The following is a 17821-nucleotide window of genomic DNA, read 5'->3' on the forward strand; positions in this document are numbered from 1 at the left end:
CCTCGCAAAACCCAATCCCGCTTTGGGTATATCGCAAGATAAATTTCATCAAAAGTCTGCGTGATCTAGGCAACCTCAATATTCTAAAAGATTTCAACGATACGCTTATAGAATGGGATTATAAGAGCCAAAGCATTTTTATGTCTATCCCATATACTTCCGAGGAGCTAATCTACGAGGACGGACACCTGCTATATTACGTCTGCGGTCGGCTTAAGCATGAATACGTAAAGAATATCAATCCGGCTCAAAGTAGCGGTAAAATCCAATCTCACGAGCTTAAATCTATTAGGGAGGCTTACAATAGCGGTATTAAGCCAGTTTATTACAACCCGTATAAGATATTCCGCACCGCTTGGAAAGATATGAGCGACGAGCGCCTAAAATTATACTGGCGCGACAACCAAAAAGAGATGACCGACGACATTTTAAGTGTTCAAGATTACGCTACGCTTGAGAATGAGATGATTGAGCGTGGCTTCTTGCAACGATATAAAAATCATATCAGATATTTTACGGAACACGCTCTTGAGGATATTAGAGAGCTCGAATTTAAGTATTCAAATAACGGCGTTATGCCGTATCCGTTTTGAAAGGATAATATTTTGCATATTGCGACTATCTTTTCAGGCATCGGCGTAGCAGAGATGGCGCATCGCAAGGTATTCGGCTGTAGCGGCACGATCTTTGCTTGCGAAATCGACAAATTCGCCCGCCTCAGCTATGAAGCCAATGCAGGCAACCACCAAAACGTGCCTTCCTATGAGGACGTCCGCACCCTAGACGCTACGAGGTATCGCGGACAAATAGACGTGCTCGTAGGAGGTAGCCCTTGTCAAGACTTTTCTATCGTGGGAGAGCGAGCGGGCACGGAGGGAGATCGCGGCAATCTCATCTGGCAATACTGTCGCATAGTGAAAGAATGCCGCCCGGAGGTTTTCGTATTCGAAAACGTCAAAGGCTTTCTATCGATCGAAAAAGGCAAAGCCTATGTGAACTTCCTGAACGCTTTGCGCGATCTCGGCTATCACTGCCACGCCGAAATTCTCAATACAAAAGACTACGGCATCCCTCAAAACAGAGAGCGTCTTTATGTAGTGGGCTTTTTGGATGCGGATAGGTATTTTTCCTTCCATTTTGCGCCGAAAAAGCCTTTGAAACTCACGCTTGGGGATATGCTAGAGCCCTTTGTAAATGAAAAATACTTTTTGAGCGAGCGCGCGATTGCCGGGATGAGGCGAAAGAATCCGAAATTCAAAGGGCAATTCCGCCCGGTTTCGGAATTCGGCGGCGTAAGCAACACGCTAACTACAAATCAGGGCGCACGTAGGACGGATACTTTCATCATCCAACGAGCGCGAGGCTTCAACAAAGGCGGCGAGCTTGAGTTGTGCCCTACGATCAGCTCAAATTCTTTCGCGCAAAACGATCCGCTCTGCAGCGAGCGCATACGCAAACTCACTCCGAGAGAGTGCCTACGCCTGCAAGGCATAGATGATGATTTCAAAATCGTAGTGAGCGATACGCAGATATACAAACAAGCGGGGAATGCTATGAGCCAAAACGTTGTAGAGATGATTTTTAGACAGTTGGAATTTAAGTATTCTAATAACGGCGTTATGCCGTATCCGTTTTAGGAAAAATTTTCAAAATTTATTTGAAAGGATGAGAGATGTCTATAAGATATCAATGTGATGTATGCGATAAGCTTGATGATGGATATCCAATGGATATTTACAAAGTATCTAAGGAAGTCCAGGACTATACTGGGTTTTTTTATGAGCATATTTGTAAAGAGTGTTTAAAGGTTCTGACTGAAGATGATAGAGGAAAAAAAATGTTTATAGTTAGGAATGGCAAGATCTTATTAAAAAGTGATAAAAGGCTTAAGTGAAAGGCTTTACGATGTTGCTTAATGAGCTTTTTAACGATTATGTAGAATTTTACGAGCTGATACTTCGTAAGCATACTTTAGAAAGTGATATATCAACCTACAAGAAGCATATAGCTTCAAGTTTGGGCGAAAAAGATGTAAGCGATATAAGCTTTTTGGATATTCAAAGGCTCTGTAACGGCTTAATCAAGGCTGATTATAAAATCAAGACCGTTAAAAATATCCTTGCAAAGCTGCACGTAATCTTTAAATTTGCTCAAAAGCTCGAACTTGTAGCTAAAAATCCTTGCGACTTCGTCGAGCTGCCTAAATTTGACAATAAGCGATATTTTGATTATCCGCTATCCGTCCAAAGGCAATTTATAAAAGCTATTTGCGAGAATGAGGCGGATAGTGCCGATATATTCTTTTTTCTACTCCACGGCAGGCGTAAAAATGAGGTCTTAAGTTTGCGTTGGAGCGATGTAAATTTAAAAACTAAAACCTACGTTATACCTTTTCAAATCAATAAAGCCAAGCGCGACATGGTCTATTCTATGAGCGACGAGCTTTATAAAAGGTTATTGAAACGCTATATATCCGCAAAACAGAATAATCAACTAAATAGCTACGTCTTTATCAATCCTGCTACTAAAACAAAATTTGTTGATCTGCGTAGAAGTTGGAATTCTTTGCTAAAGAGGAATAATCTACCTAAAATCAGGCTTCACGATATAAGGCATCTTATCGGCACTTACTGTATTAATTATCTTAAGTTACCGATCGAACAAGTGAGTTTTACTCTCGGTCATACGAATATCATTACTACGCAAAAATACATCACTGCCAATATAAAACAATCGAAAAATACTATCGAAAATTTGATGAATTCTGTTTAAGTAAAAAATAAGCGTTGTGATCCATACGCTTAAAATAAGCTTAATGCTTTCCATTAGAAAAATAAGAATATTTTAAGATTTTATCAAATGCCCTTGTAATGGGTGTTTGGTTGCAGAGGGTGGATTTGAACCACCGACCTTCGGGTTATGAGCCCGACGAGCTACCACTGCTCTACTCTGCGATACAAAAAGCGCGAATAAATTTGAATACGATTCGCAAAATGGATGGGGTAGGAGGATTCGAACCTCCGAATGATTGGACCAAAACCAATTGCCTTACCGCTTGGCTATACCCCATCAAAAAAGGACTTTAATTATACAAAAACTTTAACCAAAAGTCAAGATTAGTCTTAAGCTCTATTAGCGGATTAATGAAAATCAGCAAGACTCAACGAATAAATTATATTTATATAAACAAAAAAAGGCTCTAGCTGAAGCTAGAGCCTTAAAAAAATATCTATACTAAAATATTAGTTATAGTTAACGTTTTTACCACCGAACTTAAGACCAGTATCCTTACTAATTCTGGCATTAATTTGTGATAGACCAGGCATGCCCCAAACCTGTCCGCATAAACCAGTATCATTAACAGTTACAGACATTGTATCATTATTTGGACCAACAGCTTTAAAGCATTCTAATGACTTAACTTTTACTGGATTAGCAACATTTGTCATAGCACTAACATCGGTCGAAAAATTACCTTGAGATGTATAATAAGCACCCAAATCTGTTACCATAGTCTGAATGTTAGAAGCTGCCTTAGAAACCTCAGCATCATCACGAGTAGCTGCAAGTCTTGGAATAGCAACAGCTGCTAAAATACCTAAAATAACGATAACAAAGATCAACTCGATCATAGTAAAACCTTTTTTCATGGTTTACTCCTTAAATAAAATTCATTCCGCATACCTATATGCGAAACTTGGCGTAATTATAGAGAAAAATTTAAAAATTGTCAATAGTTTTTGGCAAATTTTTTACAATTTATTTACAAAGTCCGATTTTATAGGCATTTCAAAATCAAAATTTCAAGCTCATTTCGTCTATTAATGCATTTCGGCGGCGCCTCTGCACATTGATACCATAAAAAATTATTTGCTTTCATTCTTGTGCATCACGCGATAAACCATATGTCTATTCGAGATACAGGATACTACAGCCCGTATCGCTTGGTTAAAATTTCATACTCCTCTACACATCTATCGCGCAGAAACGGCCACCAGCGGCGCACATTTTCGCATCTTTGCATATCGATGGTTACGACTTCACATAGCTCATCGGTGCTATTTGCGCGAAACAGCTGTTCGCCCTGTGCGCCAAAAACAAAGCTATTGCCCCAAAATCTAATCCCCTCTTCGCTGGCAAGCCGCTCTACGCGCTGTTTATTCGGCAGTACCTCTAAAGTTTCGCCGTTAAATTTGATCTCTATCGAGATCTTTAAATTCTCTCGCGCCACCTCATTTTTCGCGGGCAAAATTTCGCCGCCGATCGCCATTTTACCGCTATCCGTTAGCGCCCCGTTATTAAAAGATAAAATTCCGCCCTCGCTTAAAATTTTACTATCGTCGCTCGCATCCGCGGAGCGTAAAATTTTATCGCTGGCTGCTCCGCCGTCGCTTATTGCCGAAATTTCATTTCCTCCGGATAAAATTTCATCCGGCGAGACTTCGCTAAGCGCGGCGCTCTCAAAGCCCACGCGATTTACGGCGATTACGGGCAGGGAGTTTGCTACAGCATGCCCGCGCTGTACCGCGACCCAAGCCTCCAGCTGACGCGCTTTTTCGTCCTCGCCGTCGCCGTCGAACCACCCGATCGCGGTCGGATATATGAGCAGCTCGGCGCCCCGTAGCGCCATCGCGCGCGCCGCCTCGGGATACCACTGATCCCAGCACACGAGCACGCCGAGCCGTCCCACGCTCGTATCTATGGGCTCAAAGCCCAGATCGCCCGGCGTGAAATAAAATTTTTCGTAAAACTGCGGATCGTCGGGGATATGCATCTTGCGATACCGCCCCGCGATAGAGCCGTCGCGCTCGAAGACCACGGCGGTATTGTGATACAGCCCCGCGGCGCGGCGCTCGAAAAGCGAGCTTACCAGCACGACGCCAAATCTCTTCGCCACCTTGCTCCACAGCCGCAAATCGCGCTCGAAATCCTGCACGTAATCAAAATTTTCGGTATTTTCGCGCTGGCAAAAATAATGCGTCTGATGAAGCTCTTGCAAAACGATTAATTGCGCGCCCTTCGTCGCTGCGCGCGCGATGAGCTCGATACTATGCGCTATCGTGCGCGCCTTGGTACCTTCAAATTTATGCGAAATCAGCCCAACTTTTAAAATTTTCATATTGTTCCTTAGGTCTAAATTTAAAGCCTGAATTTATTCATGCACGAACAGTGCAACGAGCCGTTTTGGCGGATGAAAACGCGCGCATTCACCCCCACTACTTCGCGATCCGCACACGCCGCACGCAGACGCGACAGCGCCAGCTCGTCCGCCGCGCGATTTGGATCGTGCGGATCTGCGGGGTCCGCGTAGGTGGGCACGATGAGCGCGCCGTTTAAAAAGACGAAATTTGCGTAAGTCGCGGGCAGCCTGCGCCCCTGATAAAAGATCGCGCACGGGATCGGCAGTTCGATCACGTCGTATCCGAGCGATAAAATTTCATTCCTCATCGCGCCAAGCTCCGTATAGTGCAGATCGCTAGGATCGTCGCACGACGAAATAGCCACAGTGCGCGGGTTTAAAAAGCGCGCAAGAGTATCGACGTGGCTATCGGTATCGTCACCTTTTATGAAGCCGCGCTCTAGCCAGATTATCTTTTTTAGCCCGAAAATTTCACGCAGCCGCGCGTCCAGCTCCGCCTTGCTTAGAGAGTTGCGATTTTCGTTTAGCAAACACGCGCTCGTAGTTAGCATCGTGCCCGCGCCGTCAAAATCGACGCTGCCGCCTTCTAAGATCAGATCCATGTCTCGTAGCGGACGAGCGCTCGCAGCGTAAAGCTTAGAATTTAACGCATCGTCCTTAGCACTTGCGAACTTGCCGCCCCAGGCGTTGAAACGAAAATTTAGCCCCGTGATTTTGCCGCCCTCCTCTACGTCGATCGCGCCGTAATCGCGGATCCACGTATCGTCAGTATCGATTTGCACGAAGCTGACGTTTGCGAAGTCGTCGCAAATTTGCTCAAAATCCTCGCGGCTAGGCGCGATCGCGACGACCGGCTCAAACCTCGCTGCGGCGGCGATAAAGTCGCGATAAACCGCCCGTATCTCGCCTAAATACGGCGCCCAGTCGGTACCTGCGTGCGGCAAAGACACCAAAAGCGCCTCTTGCTCCTCCCATTCGGCGAATGCTCTCATTTTTGCTCCAAGATTAAAATTTCACGGATTATAGCGAAGCTCGGTTTAAAAAGATATTTGTGGATGGTGCGCCCGGAGGAATTCGAATCCCCGACCTTTTGAACCGCAATCAAATGCTCTATCCAGCTGAGCTACGAGCGCACGAAATAAAAGAAACGGGATTATAGCGTTTTTAGCTTAAATTTAGCCAAAAAGACGGTTTAAATTTCGACATGCGATAAATTTCAGCTTCACATTTTTTTACATTTTTGTGTTTGCCAGATCGCGACGCCTAGTTTTTCGTTTAAATTCCAACGTGCAAGAATTTTAACCTACTCAAATTTACCTTGTATCGTGCCGAAATTTAACTAAGGATTCTGCTCGCATCTTGGAATTTAAAATTTATCCTACTTAAAATTCCGCGAGCCAAATTTAAAATATCCTAAAAATTTTACAACTTTGCAGCCCAAATCCCACGCAAAATAAATAAAATTTATCGCTTTTTAGGTATCATAAGCAAGTAATAAAATTAACGTGGGAGATAAAATGAAAAAAGTCTTTTTGGCGTTTGTGCTGTGGCTCGGTTTTAGCGAAGCTGCTTTTGCGATGCAAGATACGGAGTCGAGCGAGGTGCAAGGACAAAATTCTGCGGGAGTTAAAATTTTAAGCGACGGGTTTTTGAAGCTGTCTGCCGAAGAGTATGGCAAAGCGAAAGTTAGTTGCGACGCTTCGCACTACTACATAGGTTGCGATAAAATTTATTCTCCAAAAATTTCGCAATTTATAAAGGAGTGCGATTTTGGCAATGGAAAATACAGCACCTGTGAAAAATTGTTAGAAACTTTAAATACGAAATGCTTTGAAAAAAATGGCAGAGAAAATTTTGAAGCTTGTGATTTGGCGGGCGAAATTCTAATTAAAACAAGCAGAATTCCGTTAGGTTTAGAACGGCTAGTAAGAGGCTGCGAAGTCGGTCAGATTATAAATTCTTGTTTTCTTTGCGCTCTAACATATCTACATTATTCTTTTGACATAGACGAGGTAATAAAATACGCAACAATGACGCGAGATTTGGCGCATAACAAAGAACATTTCAATAAAATCATCAAAAAATTGCAAGATTGCAAAGCCGACAAAGAATGCAATCCCGCGAAATTAGAATTTCAATAGGCAAACGGCGAGATAGCAAATACGGCGGGCTAGATTTCTAAATTTAAAAGACAAAGGAAAGATCGCTATGGCGGATAAGCTGATCGACATCGGGCTCATTTTGTTTTTCGGCGGCTTTTGGATGCTATATAAACGGCGTATGCGGGATCGGCAAAGACTATATGAAGCACAATAAAATAGATTTCGTGCGCTGGATGTTTAAGTCTGAGGCACATTTTGCGCTCCAACACGCCGTTTGATTCGAACGAGCCGCTAGAATTAAAATTTAAAGAGCCCAAAAACAAGCACATAATCTACAATTTTTTCGAGCTCATCATACATTATGCGATAATCGCGCCGTTTTAGTGATCTATGCGGGGATTTTTCTATTTTGCGCGGGGCTCGTCATCAAAATTTTATCCTAAATTAAAATTTGCGACGCGGATGCAGAGCGGGCATTGCATAGACGCCGTTTTCGTTGCGGAATTCCAAATTTTACGCCGCATCTCTTGCTAAGCATGCTACACTTATTATATTTTAAGAGATAAAATTTCAAAATTTTATCGCCGAATCCACGGCTTGTGAAATTTATGCCATATTTTCTGTTTCTTGGGGCGGGAAGGGAGCTTGAATTGCGAGGTCGCTCCCCTTCCCGCCCCAAACCCCACCCAACCTCCGACGACGCTAGCGGGGCGGACTGCGTCCGCGCATTTTTATTTAGCGGCTCGCGCCGCATGAAATTCCGTATCGATAAATTTTTAAAATTCCACTGCCGCTAAATTTTTATCGTATTTGGAATTTTAAAATTCCATCCTTAGCCGCCAAGCCAATTTATCCGCCGATAAATCATCAAACCACCAAGCCGTCCGCCGATCGTCAAGCTTCCGCTCGACCGCAAATTAGACTAGCCGCCAGCCAAACCGATCGGCAACCGACCGATTAAAAATCGATCGTATAGCCGCCGAATTTATCGATAGCGGAGCCGTATAAAAGCGACCGACTGCCAAAAGCAGTAGCCGCAGACTAGAGGAGCGCGCGCCCGAGTTACAAAATGACCGACTGCCGAAGCAATATACTGCCAACCGATCGGCAGTCGAGCCGTATAAAACTAACCGACTGCCGAGCCAAAGCCACGGCCCGCGTTACTGCACGTAAATTTTATAATCCCCGTAGCCTAGCGCGTCCATCTCCTCAAGCGGTATAAATTTCAAACTCGCGCCGTTGATGCAGTATCTCATACCGCCCTTCTCTCTCGGTCCGTCATCAAAGACGTGCCCCAAATGGCTGCCTCCTACGCGGCTTGAGACCTCGACGCGCTGCATGCCGTGGCTGTCATCTTGCGCGTACGCGATCGCATCGGTCGTTATTGGCTTTGAAAAGCTCGGCCAGCCGCAGCCTGCGTCAAATTTATCGGTGGATGAAAAAAGCGGCTTTTTCGACACGATGTCGATGTAAATGCCCTTTTTATAATTCTTGTCGTATTCGCTCGAAAACGGCCGCTCGGTCGCCTTTTCTTGCGTGACTTGATACTGAAGCTCGGTTAAATTTTTCTTCAGCTCCTCCTTGCTTTGCACTTTAAATTTCTCATCGTCCTCAAGCGGCTTTTTGGCTAGGCGCAGATCGATGTGGCAGTATCCGCCGGGGTTTTTACCGAGATAGTCCTGATGATACTCCTCGGCACGGACGAAATTCCTTAGCGGCGCCACTTCTACGGCGATCTTTTCTTTAAATTTCGCCTGCTGCGCGGCTATGAAAAAGCGCGCTAGCTCGCCGCTCGCCTCGTCGGTGTAGTAGATGCCTGTGCGATACTGGCGCCCGCGGTCGTTACCCTGCTTGTCGACCGAGAACGGATCGATGATGCGGAAATAATGCGCCAAAATTTCAGGCTCGCTGATGACGTTGGCGTCGTATTTTAAGTGTAGCGTCTCGGCGTGGTCGCTGCTATGCAGTCCCTCGTAGCTTGCCTGATCGCTCTTGCCGTTGGCGTAGCCCACCTGCGTCGCGACTATGCCGTCAAGCTGCTTGAAATATGCCTCCATACCCCAAAAGCAGCCGCCTGCTAGATAAATTTCTTTCACATTTGCGTTCATACCGCCCCCTTTAACTTTAAAATTTGCATCCGCCGCGCTGCCGCCTGCGGCATTTAGCGCGACTAAATAACCCGCCGCTAATGCAAAGAGGCAGATTAAGGCTTTGAAAATTTTCATTTTGATCCTTTCGTTTTAAATTTTGCGCAATTTTACAATCCATAAATGAAATGAGAGTGAAATTTTGCCCTGCTTGATATTTACCACAAACGGCGAAATTTAAAGACGCGCGAGCGCGGCGCGGTAAAATTTGCCTCAAAATTTGAGGCTACCGCAAAAATTTACCGCTAAGCTGCGCGCTGTAATAAAACCGCGCTAAGGCTGCGCCAAAATCGCGCGTCGCAATAAAACATGCGCCCAAGCCGCATGCGCCGCACTATTCTACGTAAATTTTAAAATTTAGAGCGCGACAAAGTCCGTGAACTTGCGTAAATTTTAAAATTCCTAGCAAAACGCAACCGAGCGGCTCTTGTAAATTTAAGCCAATAAATTTATATCAAACTGCACGGACATAGCGGTAGGTCAGACGCTTTGTGAGATTAAATTTAAAATTTACGCGTCGCCGCTGCGAGATAAAATTTCGCGACCATTTAAGGGCGGCATACAATTAAATTTAAACTGCGCCGCACCGCTACGAAGCAGTATGCTGCGCAGCCAAATCGGCGCCGCATAGCCGTATGGCAAAACGCAAGTAGTCCGATTCGCATCACGCTCGCCGCGTATCGGAGCACAGCCAAATTTACATCGCGCACGGCTGCGTAGCGGAGGTAGCCGGGTCCGCACCGCGTTGGCGCGTAACAAAGTATCGTGCATTAGATCCGTACCGCGCGCAATGAAGCTAGCGCTACGAGATACGCTCCGGCGCGGTTTTTAAGATTTGCAACGGCATAAAAAGTTACGAAGCTACGCAACGAAATCCGCCCCGACGCAGGCGAGTGAAATTTAGTGCAAAAAGTGGCGCACTCCCGTAAAATACATCGCCATGCCGAACTCGTCGGCGCTTGCGATCACCTCATCGTCGCGGATGCTGCCGCCGGGCTGCACGACCGCCGCGACGCCCGCGGCATGGGCGATCTCGATGCTGTCTTTAAACGGGAAAAACGCCTCGCTGGCAAGCGCGCAGCCGCTCAGATCGACGCCCACGTCGCGAGCCTTGGCCACTGCCGCACGCGCGGCGTCCACGCGGCTCGTCATACCCATGCCGATCGCGACCATCGCCCGATTTTTGACGTAAACCACGCAGTTGCTCTTCGTAAGCGCGGCGATCTGCCACGCGATTTTTAGATCGCTAAGCTCGCTCTGGCTAGCCGCGCGCCCCGTGACGCAGCGGGCGTTTGCGACCTCGCCCGCGCCCACGTAGTCGCGCTGCTGATACACAAAGCCGCCGTCTATAAATTTAAAATCATACTTGTCGTTTTCGCGAATTAAAAACTCCCCGCCCTGCTCGAAAATTTTAATACGCTTTTTCTTTTCAAATACCGCAAGCGCTGCGGGCGTGACGCGAGCGGCGAGGATAACTTCGACAAAAATTTCATTGATTTTATGCGCCAACTCCTCGTCCAAAACGCCGTTTATCGCCACGACGCCGCCGTATGCCGAGACTGGATCGCATTTTAGCGCCTCTACGTAGCTTTCAAGCAGGCTCCCCTTTACGGCGAAGCCGCATGGATTAGCATGCTTGCAGATCGCTACCGCGGGCGCCTCCCCGAAGCTGCTAGCGAGCATCAGCGCGCCGTGCATATCGGTCATATTGTTAAAGCTCGCCTCGCCCTTTAGGCTCTTAAAGTGCTTGCTAAAAAAGTCCTCGAACTCGTACAGCGCGCCCTTTTGGTGCGGATTTTCGCCGTATCGAGTGTCGAATACCTTGCTGCCCGTGATAAATTTTTTCGCGCCGAAGCCGCCGTTAAAGCGCTCGTTCATATAGTTTGCGATCATCGCGTCGTAGGCTGCGGTGTGCTCATAAGCTTTTATCATTAAATTTTGCCTAAATTTCAGCTTCTCGCTCTCGTCCGCGCTCGCCAAAATTTTCAAAACCGCATCGTAATCAAGCGGACTCGTGACGACATAGACGCTAGCAAAATTTTTAGCCGCGCTTCGAACCATCGCGGGGCCGCCGATGTCGATATTTTCGATAATCTCGGAAAAATCGTCGGTGCGAGCTACGGTCGCTTTAAAAGGATATAAATTTACGCACACGAGATCGATGCCGCCGATGTCGTGCTGTGCGGCTTGGCTTACGTGATTTGCGTCGTTTCGCTTATATAAAATTCCGCCGTGAATCTTTGGATGCAGGGTCTTAACCCGCCCCTCAAACATCTCGGGCGAGCCCGAGTACTCGCTCACTTCCGCTGCTTTCACGCCATTTTGCAAAAGCAATTTATGCGTACCGCCCGTGCTTAAAATCTCAAAACCGAGTTTTTCCAGCCCTTTGGCAAATTCTAGAATGCCCTCTTTATCGCTGACGCTGATTAACGCTCTCATCTTTTCTCCTTTTGATTTATTCGCATAGTTTTTTAAAAATCAGCTCGCGCATATCGTTTGCGTTAAGCTGAAAATACAAAATCGCCTCGCGGCGAGCCTCTTGATACTCGCGCCTCATCTTTTCATCTGCCGCGCCGAGCTTTGCGCCTTTAAATTTCGCCATGCGCGCCGAACTCAGCTCTTTTAGCCTCTCGCCGCCCGAAGAAATGCTGCCGCTATAATTAAACCACTCTTTGCTTTGAAAAATATTAAATAAAATTTGAAAATCTACGAAATTTCCCTTATTGTACTCGGCGCAGACCCCGTTTTTGTGGCTTACGGCGTAGATCGCGCCGTATCTGCGCTCGAAAAAATATAGTTTTATGAGCTTTGCGTTTTTGTCTAAATTTGCGCCGTTACCGCCTAAAATCGCAAGCTTCGCATCGCCGCGCGTTTCGTAAGGGCCTAAAATCGCGCCGTTTTCGTAGAGATTGCCGCCGTAAAGAGCGTATTTCGTTTCCCCAAGCTCGTCCGAAAGAACGTAGATTTCATCGCTTGCAGGCGAGTTTTTGCCCGCGCAGCCGAGCAGCGACAGAGCCAAAAACAGAGACGAGATAAAAAATTTCATCGCAAAAATCCTTTAAATTTTAAAATTTTATCGAATTTATAAAGCAAAAATCAGCAAAGCGAAATTTACTAAATTTACCGCATTTACCGCGCGCAAATTTTAAATTTGCTTCTCAAATGCCGCCGTTTTACTCGCGCGGACGCAAATTTTAAAATTTTGCGCCGCTTGCAAAGGCTAAATTTAAAAGCCGCGACGCGAAACGTAAATTTAAACCGCAGCGTAAGCTTAGTCGAAAAGATCGGCACAAATCGGCTAAATTTAAAATTTCACGGCGCAGCTTTTATCGCCAAGCTAGGTTGGCGCTTGCTTTTGCCGCTTTTAAAATTTTAAATTTACCTGCACATCCTATTTTCCAGTTCGTCCATAAGCGCGGCTATGTCATCATCAATCGCACCTTGCGCTGCTGCTCATTTAAATTTTGCGCGCCGATTTAAATTTTACAAGCCGCAAATTTAAAGCGGCACGAGACCCAAAAACCGCACTAAATATAATAGATGCTGTTTTTGATATTTTTGCCGTCGATCTCGTTTTTGCGCCACGAGCTCTCATCGTTTAGCACGATCCAGCGCTTCTCCTCCTCGCGATAAAACCAGTCCTTGTCGATCTGATAGTAGATCTGGCATCCCGAAATTTCGATGATGTTGGCGATGTTGTTGTCGTGGTAGTTGTTCTCGTCGAAGTCGGTGAAGGTACGCTGCCCCATCTCGGCGTAGAGCTCGTTTAAAATTTGAAGCATCTCGCTTAGGCGCGTATCCATCTTCTCGACCTGAAGTCCAAGCTCATTAGCCTCTCTAAATAAGATCGGATAGTCGTGCGACGGATAGCCGCTGTTTAGCTTGTCGCTGATAAAGGCGATCTTTTGCTCATCTTCGAAGTGATAGCGCAGAATTTCGCGGCAAATTTTAAGCGACAGGCTGCTTGCGCGATCAACGGCGCCGAAAACGAGCGGATGGATATATTTATAAAGCTCCTTGTACGGGTTCTCGTCGTTCGGGCGCTCGTTATTTTTCCAAAGCTTCACCACGCGGCTTAGCTCGTCCATCGAAACGTTGGCTTGATCGTTTGTGTTCGTAACCGGTGAAAGCTCGTGGCGCAGCGAAGTATCGACCGACGTGAGATAGCCCAGCGGCCCCATTAAAATTTTATTCGCCCCAAGCGCCATCATCGTAGCCGCCGAAGCGCAGTTTGCAGGCACTAGAGCGATCAGCTCGTCGCAGTGGTTGCGCAGGATCGAAACGATCTTAAGCGATGCTATGCCGCTGCCGCCGTCAGATTTGATGTAAAGGTAGAGTTTTTCGAAATGCTTGCCCTTTAGGTGGTCGTTGATACTGATCGCGTCGTTGCCGCAGACGCTACCCGCGCCCGAATTGAAGTAGGTAAGCAGTGGCGCGCCCAGATATTTCTCGATATTGGTGATCACCTCTTGCGTTTGCTTCATCAAGATCGGCGGTTGCTTTGCCGCCTTTTTAGCGCCATGCTTCTGCGGCTCTTCGTCTTTGGATAAAAATCCCATGTTTTCCCTTTCGTGTTGGTTTGGTTTTAAAATTTTAACTTACAAATATCGCGCAATTTGTCTTGGTGCCACTCGATGCTCTCTTTAACCGTATTGCCTAGAGCCGTATGCGGGCTTTGCAAAAACGCCCTACTATTTTTTAGTCTTGAGCCCACGTATTCATAGCGTGAGATCACGTTTGCGCTGGAGCTTTGCGACACCGAAGCTGAAAACGAGTATGAATAAAGCGGCGCGGAGGAAGCATAGCCGCTAAAGTGCTCTTTTAGGCTTACGAATTTGCCCTCCGCAAAGGCCTTGCAAACGCCGCCGCTTGCGGAATACTCGGCGATTCGTAGCTCTTTATTGGGCGTAAAAACGTAGATCGTAAATTTATTTAGAGCTCTTTGCGAAATTTGATCCCCAGCCACGTTCATCCCTCTTTCGTCCGTAAATAGATAGAGATTGGAGCCCGCCTCTTCGTATCTTCCTAAGATTGCATCATCTTTTAAAAGCACGCCGCCTGAAATTTTATACTCGGTGACGGTCTGCCCGTCATAGCTCATCATCACGGAATTTTCCGGATGCAGCTCGGCTTGCGAATACTTTATCTTCATACAGCCTGTAAGCAGCACCGCTGCCGCAAGCAGCGCTAAAATTTTAATTTTATCCATAAATCCTCCGAAGTTTATCTGCAAAAATCGTCTAAGATCATGGTTCTAAGACCCTCGATCGTCTTTTTGAAAAATCCAGCCACAGCCAACTCCTCCGCGATATATTTCGTATCTTTGCGATCGACCGCTTTTTCAAAATTCATATTTTTATATGCGCTCAACGTTTTTGAACTCATATTTTGCACCGAGCTCTCGCTTTTTGAAATTCTACCGTCCGCATAAAGCCAATCGCCGTCTTTGAACATATTTGAAGTATAGTCGAAATTTACGTATCTGCCGGCGTTATAGACGCTGCAAATCCCATCTTTGTGCCAAATGCTAAATACCATTGCCCTTTCGTCGTTAAAAAGATAAAATTTCATCCTCTTGGCATTCAGCGCGGACTTGTAATTGTTGCCGTAAGACTTGCCCGCCTCGTCGAGCACAAGCATCCTAAACTCGCCTCTATCCATAGAATAGGAGCCTAAATTTCTGCCGTTTTCATACAGATCCTCGCCGACAAATTTATAGATCATGGTTTTGTTGCCGTCGTAAAATTTAAACTCCTTATCGCTCTTAGCCGGGCGCAATATCCCACATCCCCCAAGTAGTGCCGCCAAAACGGCAAAAATTATAAAATTTTTCATTTATCACTCCTTAAATTTAATCCAACCTTTTAGACTTTTCTCTGCAAAGCAGACCAAGAAGCGTAGCACCGCTAAGCACGACGGATTTTTTCACATGATCTGCTACTGTCGAATTTAGTTTTTCTAAAATTTTTTTATCCACATAAGATAACTTTTCATTAACGAAATTATACCTGGATGAAATTTTCCCCATTCCTTTTCTTGACATCAAAACATCATAACTATATGCCACGATCGGCTCGCCTCGTGAATATATAGTGATATACTCCTTTATATGTACATATTTTCCTGCGGACAATGCTTTACAAACGCCGTCATTATGGCTATAAGAGATCACTTTAATAAATTCGTTCGGAACGAATATTATCTCCGTAATTTTTTTAGAATTATGTTCCTTTGTCGCGCTGGGATCTATATAACCATTTCCCATTTCATCAGTATAAATGTGCGTACCAAGTCCCGGTGCCGTAAGATATTTGCCTAACACTTTGCCATTTTTATAGAGTTTTCCGTTATGGGCTCGGTATCTGGTGGAAATATTTTTGTCAAAGCTTAACATTGCGATATCTTCCGAGTCGGCAATTCCGTTTTGATCTTTTTTGCCCGCGCATCCTCCAAGCAGTGCCGCCAAAACGGCAAAAATTATAAAATTTTTCATTTATCACTCCTTAAATTTAATTTGACGCCGCGGATTTGATCCGCTTTTATCTGCGCACCTTGTCGCCGTATCGCGATCCATCTTAAAATTTCAAGGCGTTTTACGCCCTCAAATTTTAAAATTTGCTCGCCCTACTTCTCGCCGAAGCGCTCCTTTAAAATTTTATACGCCTCGTTGATCTCCTGAAGCCTCTTCGTGCCCTCCTGGATGATCTCCTCGTCCGCACCCTTGCCCATCAGGATGTCGGGGTGGTATTTTTTCACGAGCTCGCGATATTTTTTCTTGATCTCGCTAAACGTAGCGTCCTTGGAGAGTCCCAAAATTTCATACGGATCTCTTTTGCTTTTAGCAGAGCTTTGCGAGCCGCCCGAATAGCCGCTACCATACCCACCAGAATATCCGCCGCCGTATGAACCGCTCGAGCTTTGCGAGCCTCCGTAGCCCGAACCGGCAGAGCCGCCATAGTCGTAGCCCGTGCCGCCGCCATAACTGCTGCTTCCGTAGCCGCCAGTGCTTCTGCCGCCGTATTTGTCCCAGTACCCGCCGCTTCTTGTGCTATAGCCGTCGTATCCGTCGTAAGCGGAGCTGCTTTGCGAGCCGCCGTTTTCGTAATATGTGCCGTAAAAGCTGCGCTCAAAGGTCGCGAATATCTGACTTTGGATATGCTCTGCAATGCCCAATCCGTCGCAAATCTGCGAGATTGTGCGCCGCTCTGCCGCGCTAAAACCGCGATCGACGTAGGCTAAATTTAAAAAGAAATAGATTAGCCCCGTTTTGCGGCTCGGGCTCGGGCGGTAGGTTTGGTTATATTTTTCGGCGAGCTCGCGCGCGTTTGCGAGGTTTTCTTTCTCGAGCTTATAGACGAGCTTCAGCGCCTGGCGTTCGCGTTCGCCAGCGCCCATTTGGCGCACCAAATCGTCTAAAATTTCGCTTATCATCGCGGCTTCGGACTCGCTTACGTACCCGTCGCTTTTGGCGACCTTGGCTAGAAGCGCTACTAAAATTTTAGCCTCTGCTAGCTGCATTTGAGCCTTGCCGCGATAGCCGAAGTTGCCGAAAGCCACGCCGATCTGCGCGAAAATATATAGCGCAATTAAAAGAAATATGATGCTAAGCACGCGCTAATCTTCGCTCTTTACGATCTTGGCAAACTCGCCGAAGTAAATTTCTTTTAGCGCAGCGAGCTTTTTACGGACGGAATTTATACGAAACGTTTCGCCGCCGCTGGTGCCTAGACGCATCAAGCTTAGCCCGTATTTTGCGGCCAGCTCTTTAAATTTCGCCTCGTCGCGGACGCCGAAAATCGCGCGCGAAAAGCTCTCGTCGAAAATATCTCTGCTATCATCGCAACTCATCTCAAATTCGCCGCCTACGCCGCCCACGCACGCCATCTTCGCAAGCGTGATCGCCACGCCGCCGATTCCTACTGAGTTTGCAAATTCCAAAACCCTACTCCTGCCCGCCTCGATCGCGAAGTCCCACAGCGCACGCTCTGCCTTTAAATTTAACTCAGGCAGGCTGCCTGCGACGCGATTTTCCACCGCTTTCATATAAAGCGAGCCCGCAAAGACGCCCTTCGTATCGCCTACCAGATAGACGCTCACGCCGCTAGCGCAAAAATCGCTAGGGATGATCTCGCCCTCATTCGTTCCCACGCATACGATCGCGGGAGTGGGCTGGATGCTAACGCCGCCTGTTTCGTTATAAAGGCTTACGTTGCCGCTGATGACCGGGGTATTTAGCGCGGCGCAAGCCTGTTTGATCCCCTCGCAGCCCTGCGCGAACTGCCACATAACCTCGGGATTTTGCGGATTACCGTAGTTCAGGCAGTCGGTGATGGCTAGAGGCGTCGCGCCGCTCATAGCGACCTTTCGCCCTGCCGATGCTACCGCGAGCGCCGCGCCTATGCGAGGATGGACGTAATTCATCCGCGTGTTGC

At 46.6% G+C, this 17821-nt stretch carries 17 protein-coding genes and 3 tRNA genes; 5 read left to right on the top strand and 15 right to left on the bottom strand.

Features of this window, described 5'->3' with window-relative positions:
* From Q0117_RS06005 to Q0117_RS06020, 4 genes are all read left to right on the top strand, one after another.
* A partial coding sequence (locus tag Q0117_RS06005; RefSeq protein WP_297923721.1) for a hypothetical protein occupies nt 1–593 on the top strand: 593 nt, incomplete at its 5' end.
* A gap of 12 nt (nt 594–605) precedes the next feature.
* Nucleotides 606–1637 carry a DNA (cytosine-5-)-methyltransferase gene (dcm, locus tag Q0117_RS06010; RefSeq protein WP_297923723.1) on the top strand — a complete coding sequence of 344 codons (1032 nt, stop codon included), beginning with the start codon at nt 606–608 and terminating at the stop codon, nt 1635–1637.
* Nucleotides 1638–1672: 35 nt separating this feature from the next.
* Nucleotides 1673–1894: a hypothetical protein gene (locus Q0117_RS06015; RefSeq protein ID WP_297923725.1), complete on the top strand. Its 222-nt coding sequence runs from the start codon at nt 1673–1675 to the stop codon at nt 1892–1894.
* 11 nt (nt 1895–1905) lie between these two features.
* Nucleotides 1906–2772, top strand: coding sequence for a site-specific integrase (locus Q0117_RS06020; protein WP_297923727.1), 867 nt, complete (start codon nt 1906–1908; stop codon nt 2770–2772).
* Between the two features lie 107 nt (nt 2773–2879).
* On the opposite strand, the gene Q0117_RS06025 is transcribed toward Q0117_RS06020, so the two are convergent.
* From Q0117_RS06025 to Q0117_RS06050, 6 genes are all read right to left on the bottom strand, one after another.
* Nucleotides 2880–2954 (bottom strand) — tRNA-Met (locus Q0117_RS06025).
* A 40-nt stretch (nt 2955–2994) separates the two neighbouring features.
* Nucleotides 2995–3069, bottom strand: a tRNA-Gln gene (locus tag Q0117_RS06030).
* 173 nt (nt 3070–3242) lie between these two features.
* Nucleotides 3243–3650, bottom strand: coding sequence for a type II secretion system protein (locus Q0117_RS06035; RefSeq protein ID WP_297923729.1), 408 nt, complete (start codon nt 3648–3650; stop codon nt 3243–3245).
* A gap of 278 nt (nt 3651–3928) precedes the next feature.
* On the bottom strand, nt 3929–5119 hold the full coding sequence (locus tag Q0117_RS06040; RefSeq protein WP_297923731.1) for a carbon-nitrogen hydrolase: 1191 nt from the start codon (nt 5117–5119) through the stop codon (nt 3929–3931).
* Between the two features lie 20 nt (nt 5120–5139).
* Nucleotides 5140–6132 carry an agmatine deiminase family protein gene (locus Q0117_RS06045; RefSeq protein ID WP_297923732.1) on the bottom strand — a complete coding sequence of 331 codons (993 nt, stop codon included), beginning with the start codon at nt 6130–6132 and terminating at the stop codon, nt 5140–5142.
* A 64-nt stretch (nt 6133–6196) separates the two neighbouring features.
* A tRNA-Arg gene (locus tag Q0117_RS06050) sits at nt 6197–6273 on the bottom strand.
* Nucleotides 6274–6657: 384 nt separating this feature from the next.
* On the opposite strand from Q0117_RS06050, the gene Q0117_RS06055 reads away from it, so the two are divergent.
* Nucleotides 6658–7281, top strand: coding sequence for a hypothetical protein (locus tag Q0117_RS06055; RefSeq protein ID WP_297923734.1), 624 nt, complete (start codon nt 6658–6660; stop codon nt 7279–7281).
* A 1121-nt stretch (nt 7282–8402) separates the two neighbouring features.
* On the opposite strand, the gene msrB is transcribed toward Q0117_RS06055, so the two are convergent.
* The 9 genes from msrB to Q0117_RS06100 form a co-directional block, all read right to left on the bottom strand.
* Entirely contained in the window at nt 8403–9467 is a 1065-nt protein-coding gene (gene msrB / locus Q0117_RS06060; protein WP_297923735.1) for a peptide-methionine (R)-S-oxide reductase MsrB, read from the bottom strand.
* Between the two features lie 822 nt (nt 9468–10289).
* Nucleotides 10290–11828: a bifunctional phosphoribosylaminoimidazolecarboxamide formyltransferase/IMP cyclohydrolase gene (gene purH, locus Q0117_RS06065; RefSeq protein ID WP_297923736.1), complete on the bottom strand. Its 1539-nt coding sequence runs from the start codon at nt 11826–11828 to the stop codon at nt 10290–10292.
* A gap of 16 nt (nt 11829–11844) precedes the next feature.
* Complete coding sequence (locus Q0117_RS06070; protein WP_297923738.1) at nt 11845–12435, bottom strand: hypothetical protein; 591 nt, start codon at nt 12433–12435, stop codon at nt 11845–11847.
* Between the two features lie 481 nt (nt 12436–12916).
* Nucleotides 12917–13948: a hypothetical protein gene (locus Q0117_RS06075; protein WP_297923739.1), complete on the bottom strand. Its 1032-nt coding sequence runs from the start codon at nt 13946–13948 to the stop codon at nt 12917–12919.
* Between the two features lie 26 nt (nt 13949–13974).
* Nucleotides 13975–14598 (bottom strand): hypothetical protein, encoded by a 624-nt coding sequence (locus Q0117_RS06080; RefSeq protein WP_297923741.1) that lies wholly within the window; start codon nt 14596–14598, stop codon nt 13975–13977.
* 14 nt (nt 14599–14612) lie between these two features.
* Nucleotides 14613–15224 (bottom strand): hypothetical protein, encoded by a 612-nt coding sequence (locus Q0117_RS06085; protein WP_297923743.1) that lies wholly within the window; start codon nt 15222–15224, stop codon nt 14613–14615.
* 16 nt (nt 15225–15240) lie between these two features.
* Nucleotides 15241–15882 carry a hypothetical protein gene (locus tag Q0117_RS06090; protein WP_297923745.1) on the bottom strand — a complete coding sequence of 214 codons (642 nt, stop codon included), beginning with the start codon at nt 15880–15882 and terminating at the stop codon, nt 15241–15243.
* Between the two features lie 131 nt (nt 15883–16013).
* The gene (locus tag Q0117_RS06095; RefSeq protein WP_297923747.1) at nt 16014–17000 is read right to left on the bottom strand and encodes a DnaJ domain-containing protein; all 987 of its coding nucleotides are present in this window, start codon (nt 16998–17000) and stop codon (nt 16014–16016) included.
* Between the two features lie 3 nt (nt 17001–17003).
* Nucleotides 17004–17821 (bottom strand): AIR synthase related protein (locus Q0117_RS06100; protein WP_297923749.1); only part of this gene is annotated, 818 nt, incomplete at its 5' end.

Origin of the sequence: uncultured Campylobacter sp., from assembly GCF_937997535.1 — a bacterium.
Classification (GTDB): domain Bacteria; phylum Campylobacterota; class Campylobacteria; order Campylobacterales; family Campylobacteraceae; genus Campylobacter_B.